Below are 10,157 nucleotides of genomic sequence, written 5' to 3' on the forward strand. Positions count from 1 at the left end.
GCGATGCACCGCTCGCCTTCCTGGAGGTCGAGGTCGTTGAAGCCGGCGATCTCGCAGCCAAGCGGCAGGCCGTGCTCGACCGGTTCCTCGCGGCCTGGAACGCCCGCGACGTGGGCGCGCTGATGGACTGCATGGCTGAGAATTGCGCTTTCCACGGCTCGGCTGGACCCGATGCCGAAGGGCGCAAGCATATGGGGCGTGACGCCGTGCGCGCCGCCTATGCAGCGCTGTTCGATGCCTTCCCGAAAGCCGCGTGGACCAGGGGACGGCACGTCGTGACGGGCGACACCGGGCTTTCATCATGGCGCTTCGTCGGCACCACGGCAGCGGGGCAGAAAATCGAAGTCGACGGCTGCGATATCTTCGCTTTCTCGGGGGAGCTCATAGCGCTCAAGGATTCCTACCGCAAAGCGCGAGGGTAGCGAAAATCTGAATTCATCGGGCGACAAGGGCGGCCCAAGCGGGCCGCCCTCGTTTTTTGTCCAAAAGCAAGATCCTCAAAGGACGAAAGGGCCGGGCTTACCCGGCCCATCTTCTCCTACTTGAGCAAGGCTTCCATCGGTACCGGCTCGGAAATCGTCCAGTTGCCTACAACACCCGGCTTGCCGGCCTTGGTCTCGACGATCAGGTACCGTGTCTGGTTCTGGTGATGTAGTTCCGGCGAGAAGGTACGAGGCCCGAACAGCGTCGGCTCATTCTTCATCTTTTCCAGCTCCGCGACGACCGCGTCGGCATCGGCCGTGCCTGCACGCTCCACCGCCTTGGCCCAGACGTCGACCATGACGTAACCCGGAAAGACATACTGGCTCGAGGGATCGGCGCCTGTCTTCTGCTTGTAGGTGGCATTGAACTTCAGCACGGCCGGATTGGGATCGTCGCCATAGATCGATCCCTGAACGGGGACGTAGAAGTTCGTCAGATCGGGCACAGCCGAGAGCCAATAGCTACCGTCGACGCCCGATCCATTCAGGATCATGGAGTTGATACCCGCGGCGCGAAGCTGCTTGATGGCCGAGACAGCGCCCGGCATCATCGTGCAAAGCATGATCGCATCCGGCTCCTTCGGCAGAGACTTGATGCGGGTGATCTGCGCGGCGATGGAGGCGTCCTCGTTCTTGAAGGTGTCTTCACCGACAAGCTTCGCGCCCTGGGCTTCGAGCTTCGGCATCATCCAGTCGAAGCCGTCGCAGATGCCCTTGTTGTAGGCCGTCCAAGTATCGAGCAGACGGTAGAAGTCCTTTGCGCCCTTTTCCTTGAATGCCCACTCGGCCATGGTTGCGCCCTGCACGGCCGCCAGCACCGACGCGGAGAAGCTGTGCGGGCCGACACCCTGGATACCGGCCTTGACCGATTCCGCGCACAGGAAGAAGGAGATACGGCCCGCGTCCTCGGCCGCGAGCGCAGCCGGCGATCCGAAGTCGTAGTCGCAGGAGACGACCACAAGATCCGCACCCTGGTCGAGCACGGAGAGGCCCGCCTTGGCGCCTTCGGCCCGGTCGGACTTGGTGTCGGCCTTGACGACCTTGATCTGCTTTCCCAGCAGACCGCCAGCCGCATTGATCTCGTCAATGCGGATCAGGGCCGCCTCCTGCGCAGGCTTGTCATAGGCTTCCATGAAGCCTGACTCCGCAGTGGCGAAGCCGATGACGATAGTCTTGTCATCGGCCAGGGCCGGGTATGCGATGGACATCGAGGCCAGAGCGGTTGCGACAATTCTCATTTTGTATGTCATGCACGTCTCCTTTTTTGTTTTCCGGTCGGGCTTGTGCCGCCGGTCACTTGTTGCGACTGCTGCGGGGTAAGGTGAGTTCGCGGTTGCCCATGAGTCCGGATGGGCGAAGCGCGAGGATCACGATCATGATGACGCCGAGGGCTATTTCCTGAACCCCTTTCGGGAGGGCGAAAGTGGACTCGCCGAGCGATACGCCTGCCTCCAGCCAGCGCAGCGCCTGGATGAGGGCGGACAGCAGGACGACACCCACCACACCCCCCGACAGGCTGCCCATGCCGCCGACGACGAGCATGGAAAGGGTGATGAAGGTGAGACCGAGATAGAATGTATCGGGTGTGACCACGCCGATGGAATGAGCCATGAGCGCACCGCCCAGCCCCATCACCGCGCCCGATACGACGAACGCCACCAGTCTTTCCCTGGGAATGTCGATACCGGAAGCCGCGGCGGCGGTGGGCTCGTCGCGGGCAGCACGAAGGGCCAGGCCGGACCGGGAGATCGCGTGCGCCCAGGCGATGAAGATTGCGGCCACGGCGCCGATGAGATACGGCCAGATCATGCGCACGATCGGAATGCCGACGACCGATGAGGTCGCTCCGGTCACGCTCTCCCAGTTGGAATAAATCGTGTTGATCATGGCGAGCATCGCGAAGGTCGCGATCGATGCTGCGATGCCCGATAATCGCATCAGCACCCGCCCGAAGATGAGAGCGGCGAGGGCGGCGAACAATGCCGCCAGCACGGCCGATTGCCAGTACGGCAAACGGGTCGCCAGCAGCCATTCGGGCAGTCCCGGCAGCGAACCGCGTTTCATCATCGGATTGATGGTGAGCCACGCGGCGGCGTAGGCGCCAAGGCAGGTGAAGCCGATATGCCCGAAGCTGAGAACGCCGGAATTTCCGATAAAGATGTATAGGCCCACGACGAGGATGACGCGGACGAACACGTCGATCACCGTCTGGTTGAAGGGCCGCGATCCGGTCATCACCGTGATCAGCGCGATGGCCAGCAGCAGCAGAGAAAGCAGGACCGGCGTCAGGATTGTGCGGCGGGCAAGCGCGAAGCGGGCGGGCTTTCGCTCGGCAGTCGCGGCACCGGCAGCTGTAGAGTTGGCAAGGGAGGCGGCGGCGGCCATGAAATCAGACCCTTTCCTTGGTGCCGCGCGCGGCAATGAGCCCTTGCGGGCGGAAGAGGAGAACGAGGATGACCGCTCCATAGACAAAGGCATCGCGGAACGGCCGGGCGTCGATGGGCAGCATGACCTGCATGATCACCGAGGCGGCGCCCAGCAGGAAGCCGGCGAGCACGGCCCCCCCGAGGCTGCCGAGGCCGCCAATGACGGTGGCGATGAAGGCCATCAACATGATCGAGGCGCCCATCTGGATGTCCAGCGTGCCTGTCTGGGCGCCAAAGATCAGCGCAATGGCGGCGGCCAATGCGCCGGAGAGGGCGAACGCGCCCATGATGACCCGGTTCGCACGCACACCCAGCATGCGGGCCATCGAGAAGTTCTCGGCCGCCGCCCGCATCTCCAGGCCGAAGCGGGTTTGACGCAGGAACAGTGTCAGGCCGATCAGGATGACCATCGTGGCGACGATTGTTATGAGCTGGAGGAGGGGAAGCCTGGCACCCAGGATCTCCACCGGCTGGGACAGTTCGGGCAGCAGCGAGATTGATTTCGGCCGACTGGAGAAAAGCATGAGCAGGAAGTAGCGAATGACGAAACCGAGCGCGAAGGAGGCGATCATCATGGTTGCCGGATTTGCCTGGCGGAACCGCCTGAAGACGACGACTTCGCACAGCACCGACAGCCCGGCCCCGCAGAGGAGAACGAAGGGCACCAGCAGGTACCACGGCAATTGGCCGGCGAAGACGATGGCCATGGCGTCGGTTGACGGCCACAGCAGCGCGAAGACGCAGAAGGCGATGACGTCGCCATGCGCGAAGTTCACCAGCCGCATCACACCGAAGATGAGGGCGATGCCAAGCGCGCCCAGCGCGTAGAGCGAGCCAAGCGAGAGTGCGTCGAACAGGATCTGGAGCATCTCAGTGGTCCTCGTAACCGAAATAGGCAGCCTGGATCGCCTCGCCATTGCCGAGCGTCCGCGCGTCGCCATCGAGCACGATCTGTCCGCCACGCATCAGGATCATCCGCCCGCCCACCATCATCGCCCGGGCCGAGCTCTGCTCAACGATCAGGAGCGTGAGCTGGCGCTGCGCACGCAGCGCGATCAGCCGCTCATAGACCTGGTCGTTGATGTTGGGGGCGAGGCCCAGCGAAGGCTCGTCGATGGCTACAAGCCGCGGATTGGTCATCAACGCGCGTCCGATGACCAGCATTTGCTGCTGCCCGCCGGACAGCAATCCCGCCTGCCCATGCCGCCTCTCTTTCAGCATCGGGAAGGTTGCGTAGACGGCTTCGAGTTCGTCGGCCGCTCGGCTGCGCCAGCCGCGTTCGCGGGCGTGCATGCCGGTTCCGACCAGAAGGTTCTCTTCGGTCGTCAGCGAGCCGAAGACATCGCGCCCCTCCGGCACCATGGAGAATCCGAGCCGGGCGATGTTCTCCGGCGCCTGGCCGGTGATCTCATGACCTGCAAGGTCGATCCGGCCGCCCGCCACTGGCGTAACACCGGCGATCGCGCGCAGCAGCGAAGACTTCCCGGCTCCGTTCGGGCCGGTGATGAACAGGATTTCTCCCTCGTCCATGGAGAAGGAGACATTTCGGACCGCCGTGAGACGGCTGTAGCGGATAGTGATATCGGAAAGGGCGAGCAGGCTCATTCCATCGCCTCCAGCACAGGCAGGTCGGTGTTCGCGGCCGTGCCCATATAGGCGTGGCGCACCTTCTCGCTGTCGCGGATCGCGGCAGGCGGGCCTTCCTCGATGATCGCTCCGGAATCGAGCACGACGATATGCTGGCAAAGGCCGAGCACCAGCCCGACATTGTGCTCGATGAGCAGGACACCACAGCCGAGATCGCTGGCGATATGTCTTATCAGGGCCGAAAGCTCCCGCGCCTCCAGCGCGCTCATGCCAGCCGCGGGCTCGTCGAGCAGGATGTACGCGGGCCGTCCCATCAGGGCGCGGCCAATGGCGACGCGGCGCTCGTCCGTATATGGCAACGTTCCGGCGATGCGGGTGCCCAGCGCACCGATGCCTATCCAGTCGAGCATCGCTTCCGCTTCGGCGATGGCAGCGCGCCGGCTCATTCCCAGACCAACGCCGGTCACCTCCAAATTGTCCAGCACAGGCAGGTCGCGGAAGAGCCGCCCACCCTGGAAGGTGCGGGCAATGCCGCGCCGCCGGACCTGATGCGGCTTGAGACCTGTGAGTGCTGCCCCGTCGAGCTTGATGGTGCCTTCCGTCGGTGCCTGGAAGCCGGTCAGCACGTTGACGAGCGTGGTCTTGCCAGCGCCATTCGGGCCGATGAGGCCACTGATGCGGCCGGGCGTAATTTGGAGGTCTACCGATGACAGGGCCTTCAGCCCCGCAAACGATACCGAGACGTTCTCCGCGCTCAGATGACTCATGACCCTTTCCTTCTTTCTACCGACGGAAAGGCGCGAAGCATCCGGCCTTGCGGCCAGTCACGTTGCAAATGTCTTCCCCTGTCGGTTCCGGCGGTCTCTAGCGGACTGCTCGGGTGCCAAATTCACGCCGTTGCCCGGCGTCGTCTTGTCGTTTCGCGCACCGGATTTTGTCTTCCGCCACGCACGGTCGGTTTTGGCCGGCCGATCTCCTCGCCACCGGCTCCTCCGCCGGCATTTTCCCGGCTGACGTCAGCCGGCCAGATGCCCTTCAGCACGCGCCAGCGCGGCGCGCTGTTCGGTTCGCGCGGCAAGCGCGTCTTCCAGCGTCACCGGAACGAAGCGTGCCGGGGTGTGCGGCTGGAGCTGGGCGATAAGGTCCATGTCGGCCGATATCACCACGCCCAGCATCATGTACCCGCCACCCGAAACCGCGTCCCGGTGAAGAACGATCGGCTCCGTGCCACTCGGCACCTGGACGGATCCGTAGGGATAGCAGGCATCGACGATGTTCGAGGGGTCGGAGCCCGCACCGAAAGGCTGCTCGCGCTCGACGAATTCCAGCGGCGTCCCACCCCGGAAGCGATAGCCGATGCGGTCGGCTTCGGGTGCGACCTTCCAGGTTTCCTCAAAGAACCGAGTGCCGGCAGCTTCAGTGATCCGATGCCAGTACATGCCGGGAAGCATTCTGAGTTCCGCCGGACTATTGCCCGCGCGGCGCAGATTTGCAGGCAGTGAAAGACCGGCTTTGCCGGAACCTTCGCCGAGGGGAAGCTCATCACCCGTCTTCAGCGTGCGGCCCTGATGGCCGCCGAGTGCGCCCAGAATGTAAGTCGAGCGCGAACCGAGAACCACGGGTACGTCGATACCGCCGGAGACGGCCAGATAAGCGCGCGCGCCGCCCTTGAGGAAGCCGAAGGAAAGCCGGTCACCGGCCTTCACCGGAAAACTTTCCCAGGTCGGCCGTTCCTCGCCATTGAGTTTGGGGGGGAGTTCTCCTCCCGTGACGGCGACGACCGCGGATTGGGTGAATTCGAGTTCGGGGCCCATGAAGGTGGCTTCGAGCACCGCGGCACCCGGATCGTTGCCGACAAGCAGGTTTGCGATGCGTGTGGCAAAGCGGTCCATGCCGCCGCCTTCGGGAATGCCGACATGGTAGTGGCCTGGTCGGCCAAGGTCCTGCACGGAAGTGGAGAGGCCGGGAGAGATTACCTTAACGGCCATTGATAAGCTCCATCAGCTTTGCATTGGTGCCGTAAATATCGCTGTTGAAGTCCTTCAGGCTGAAGGTGCACTCGCGAACCGTCGGCTGCCACCGATTGGCTTCGATTTCCTCCAGCGTGGCGTCGTAGTCATCGCGGCCAATGGCCTTGAACTTGACGATGTCGCCTGGCTTGAACAGGCACATATCATCGGAGAGGTAGCGCACCTTCCTGGTCGGGTCGTAGATCGGAGCCGGGGTTATGCCATACATCTGGTAGCCGCCAGCGCCGCGCACCGAATAGATCGCTGCAAAGCAGCCGCCATGGCCAATGGTGAGCTTGGGAGTGTCGGTGCGTGGACGCAAGTATTTCGGCGCCTGAATCTGTTTCTTGCGCTCAACCATCTGGTACAGGAAGGGGAGTCCGGCGACGAAGCCGACCATGGACACGAACCAGGGCTGGCCGGAATAGGCCGTGATAAACTCTTCCACCGTGGCGTAGCCGTTGATGCGTGCCGAATATTCAAGATCGGTGGAGGAGGGGTCCTGATGGCGCTCGCGGAAGCGCAGGCAGGTTTCACGCGTCCATGGATCCTGGAAATAAACCGGCAGTTCGATGATCCGGGTCTTCAGCACCGGGTCCGCCTTCGAGGCCGCCTCTTCCATCGACTTCAGTTCGCTGAGCAAATCCTGCGGCTTGACGATGTCGGGGTTGAAGCGAATCTGGAAGCTGGCGTTGGCTGGGCAGATCTCGGTGACACCTCGGATGCCTGCCGTACGCACCGCGTTCGTCATCGAAAGGCCGGTAAAGAAGGAGGTGAGCGACATTTCTTCGGACACCTCGCCGAAGATATGTTCGTCACCGCCGAAGTTGAATCGTATCGACATCGGTCCTCCTTAACCCGCCAATGCTGCGGCGTTTTCGATGAGCCAGCCTTCCAGCCAGCGGGTATGCACGTCTCCCGCCCGTACCGCCGGATCGGCGGCCAGCGCAAGAAACAGCGGCTTGGTGGTCTTGAGCCCGCCGATCTTCAACTCGTTGAGCGCGCGGATCAGGCGCACTATCGCCGCCTCGCGCGTCTCTGCATGCACGATCAGCTTGGCAAGCAGCGAGTCATAAAAGGGCGGTACCTGATAGCCTTGGTAGAGCATCGAATCGAAGCGTACGCCCGGACCGCCGGGAATGCGAAGCTCGGCCACCTGCCCGGGGAATGGAGCGAACTCCTTCGCCGGGTCTTCGGCATTGAGCCGGACTTCGATCGCATGCCCCTTGACGGAGACATCGCCCTGCCTGAACCTCAGCTTCTCGCCGCCGGCGATGCGAAGCATCTCCGCAACGAGGTCGATGCCGGTGATCGCCTCGGTGACCGGGTGCTCGACCTGAATGCGGGTGTTCATCTCGATGAAGTAAAAGCGATCTGCTTCATCGTCATAAAGATACTCTACCGTGCCGGCACCAGAGTATTTGACCGCCTTGGCCAATGCGACCGCCGAAGCGCAGAGCTCTTCGCGCAGCCTGTCTGAAAGTGCGCGCGACGGCGCCTCCTCCCAAACCTTCTGGCGTCGCCGCTGCAGCGAGCACTCCCGCTCGTAGCAGTGAATGGCATCGCTTCCGTCTGCCAGCACCTGCACCTCGATATGGCGGGCCTTGCCGATCACTTTTTCCATGTAGAGGCCACCGTCGCCAAAGGCGGCGAGGGCTTCTGCTTCGGCCTGAGGAAAGGCTTGTTCGAACTCGGCGAGCGAGTTGGCGATGCGGATGCCCGCCGCCTTGATCATCACCGGAAAACCGGTTGCGGTCAGCACCTCGTGGCCAGCCTTGAGGCCCTCGACCCGGCCAGCCGAGCCAGGCACCACAGGGACACCTGCAGCGGCGGCGGCCGATCGCGCCGAGACCTTGTCTCCCATCATCCGGATCGCATCTCCCGACGGGCCGACGAAGACCAATCCAGCGCCTGTGACCGCGTCGGAAAACGCGGCATTCTCGGCAAGGAACCCATAGCCCGGATGAACGCTGTCGCAACCGGTGTCGCGGGCAGCCTTCAGAATTGCTTCGACATTGAGATAGGACTTCTTTGCCGCTGGTGGGCCGATGTTGACCGCTTCGTCCGCAAGCTGGACGTGGAGCGACTCGGCGTCTGCGGCCGAATACACCGCCACGGTGGCGATCCCCAAATCTTGCGCGGCCCGGATGATCCTGACCGCTATCTCGCCCCGGTTGGCAACCAGAAGCTTTTTCAGCATCAGTCGAGATCCGCAATAGGTGCGCCGGCCATGATGGGGTCCTCATTGTCGGCAAGGAAGCGGATGTTCGTACCGGCCGTCTCGGCCCTCACTTCGTGGAACGACTTCATCACTTCGATGAGACCGATTACGTCTCCGGCGGACACCGCGTCGCCATCCGCCTTGTAGGGCGGCTGGTCTGGCGAAGCGCTGCGATAAAAAGTGCCGGGAAGAGGTGAAAGAATCTGGGCCATAAAAAGCTCCGGAAAACTGCGGACAGACTAATTTGGAACCGCCCGCGCGGGCGGGTTCGATCGAGTTCAGTGCCAGGGGGCGATTGCGGTGCGCACGGCCCTGGCTATTTCGATGGCGTTCGGCGTATCGGAATGCACGCAGATGGTTTCGCAGCGTACGGGGAAGAAACTGCCGTCCTCTGCCGTGCCCTCGCCCTCCTTGATGGCGCGTATGCACCGCTCGGCCATCTCTGCGGGGTCCTTGGCGTCATGAACGCGTGTCAAGATCAGCTTGCCGGAGGCATCGTAGTCGAGATCGGCATAGAACTCGGCGACGAATGGGATACCGCGCTCTTGATAGATCTTCTCATGCAGGGTGCCCGTCATGCCGAAGAGGGGTACGCCGAAAATCTCTGCCGCGTCGCACACGCCATGGGCGATTGCCTCCTGCTGCATGGCCATGAAGTAGAGGCTGCCATGCGGCTTGATGTGGTGGAGTTCCACACCCTCGGCCCTGAGGAAGCCGGCAAGCGCTCCCACCTGGTAAATGATGGTGTTCCTGACTTCTTCGCGGGTCATCCGCATCTCGCGCCGGCCGAAACCCTGAATGTCGGGCAAGCCTGGATGGGCGCCGATCCTTACGCCACTCGCCTTGGCGCTGCGGACGGCGGCGTGCATGTGATCCGGATCGGAGGCATGAAAACCACAGGCGACATTGGCAACGTCGATGATGGGCATCATGCCCATATCATCGCCAACCTTGTAGAGGCCAAAGCTTTCGCCCATGTCGCAGTTTAGCGTCACCGCCATCGCATTGTTACCCCTCGAAGCTGCCGTCTTTGCGGCGTTGCAGCATTTTTTGCGCATGCGAGGGCGTTTGTGAAATAGTAGTTTATTGATTGTCATATCAAAAAAACAGATAATGGTTCTGGGCCGGAGCGCACCATGACCATCACCTTGAAACAGCTTGATTATTTTATCGCGACCGCCGAGAGCGGACAGGTCAGTCATGCTGCGGTGGAACTCAACATCTCGCAATCGGCCGTCACTGCGGCGATAAAGACGCTTGAGGCTGACCTGGGCGTACGGCTTTTGGAGCGTAACCACGCTGGCGTAAGACTGACGATGGAGGGCGCGAGGTTTCTTGAACATGCGCGTGTTATCACCGGGGCCGTCGCTGCCGCCGTCCGAAGCCCGTTGCGCGATAGGAAAGGCCTGGCGGGCAAGCTGCGGCTGGGCAT

General features: G+C 62.6%; 12 protein-coding genes. 2 read left to right on the forward strand and 10 right to left on the reverse strand.

Going from position 1 to position 10,157, the window contains the following annotated elements:
- On the forward strand, positions 1–422 hold a 422-nt coding region (locus EOC06_RS24440; protein ID WP_245470004.1), incomplete at its 5' end, for a nuclear transport factor 2 family protein.
- A 116-nt stretch (positions 423–538) separates the two neighbouring features.
- Here the strand turns inward: EOC06_RS24440 and EOC06_RS24445 are convergent.
- The 10 genes from EOC06_RS24445 to pxpA all read right to left on the reverse strand — a co-directional run bounded on the left by EOC06_RS24445 (position 539) and on the right by pxpA (position 9,726).
- Positions 539–1,732, reverse strand: coding sequence for an ABC transporter substrate-binding protein (locus EOC06_RS24445; RefSeq protein ID WP_127326908.1), 1,194 nt, complete (start codon positions 1,730–1,732; stop codon positions 539–541).
- Between the two features lie 43 nt (positions 1,733–1,775).
- Complete coding sequence (locus EOC06_RS24450; protein WP_027036292.1) at positions 1,776–2,867, reverse strand: branched-chain amino acid ABC transporter permease; 1,092 nt, start codon at positions 2,865–2,867, stop codon at positions 1,776–1,778.
- Between the two features lie 4 nt (positions 2,868–2,871).
- On the reverse strand, positions 2,872–3,777 hold the full coding sequence (locus EOC06_RS24455) for a branched-chain amino acid ABC transporter permease (RefSeq protein ID WP_127319977.1): 906 nt from the start codon (positions 3,775–3,777) through the stop codon (positions 2,872–2,874).
- Position 3,778: 1 nt separating this feature from the next.
- Positions 3,779–4,513: an ABC transporter ATP-binding protein gene (locus tag EOC06_RS24460; protein ID WP_027036290.1), complete on the reverse strand. Its 735-nt coding sequence runs from the start codon at positions 4,511–4,513 to the stop codon at positions 3,779–3,781.
- A complete protein-coding gene (locus EOC06_RS24465; RefSeq protein WP_027163992.1) occupies positions 4,510–5,262 on the reverse strand; it encodes an ABC transporter ATP-binding protein in 753 nt (250 codons plus the stop codon). The genes EOC06_RS24460 and EOC06_RS24465 overlap by 4 nt, the downstream gene beginning before the upstream one ends.
- A 249-nt stretch (positions 5,263–5,511) precedes the next feature.
- Complete coding sequence (locus EOC06_RS24470) at positions 5,512–6,483, reverse strand: biotin-dependent carboxyltransferase family protein (protein ID WP_127326912.1); 972 nt, start codon at positions 6,481–6,483, stop codon at positions 5,512–5,514.
- A complete protein-coding gene (locus EOC06_RS24475; protein ID WP_127326913.1) occupies positions 6,473–7,348 on the reverse strand; it encodes an allophanate hydrolase subunit 1 in 876 nt (291 codons plus the stop codon). The genes EOC06_RS24470 and EOC06_RS24475 overlap by 11 nt, the downstream gene beginning before the upstream one ends.
- 9 nt (positions 7,349–7,357) lie before the next feature.
- Positions 7,358–8,704, reverse strand: coding sequence for an acetyl-CoA carboxylase biotin carboxylase subunit (locus tag EOC06_RS24480; protein ID WP_128308994.1), 1,347 nt, complete (start codon positions 8,702–8,704; stop codon positions 7,358–7,360).
- Positions 8,704–8,937: an acetyl-CoA carboxylase gene (locus tag EOC06_RS24485; RefSeq protein WP_027036285.1), complete on the reverse strand. Its 234-nt coding sequence runs from the start codon at positions 8,935–8,937 to the stop codon at positions 8,704–8,706. The genes EOC06_RS24480 and EOC06_RS24485 overlap by 1 nt, the downstream gene beginning before the upstream one ends.
- A gap of 66 nt (positions 8,938–9,003) precedes the next feature.
- The gene (gene pxpA / locus EOC06_RS24490; RefSeq protein WP_128308995.1) at positions 9,004–9,726 is read right to left on the reverse strand and encodes a 5-oxoprolinase subunit PxpA; all 723 of its coding nucleotides are present in this window, start codon (positions 9,724–9,726) and stop codon (positions 9,004–9,006) included.
- 135 nt (positions 9,727–9,861) lie between these two features.
- Here pxpA and EOC06_RS24495 point away from each other — a divergent pair.
- On the forward strand, positions 9,862–10,157 hold a 296-nt coding region (locus EOC06_RS24495), incomplete at its 3' end, for a LysR family transcriptional regulator (RefSeq protein ID WP_164898713.1).

Origin of the sequence: Mesorhizobium sp. M7A.F.Ca.MR.362.00.0.0 (assembly GCF_004023175.1) — a bacterium.
Classification (GTDB): Bacteria; Pseudomonadota; Alphaproteobacteria; order Rhizobiales; family Rhizobiaceae; genus Mesorhizobium.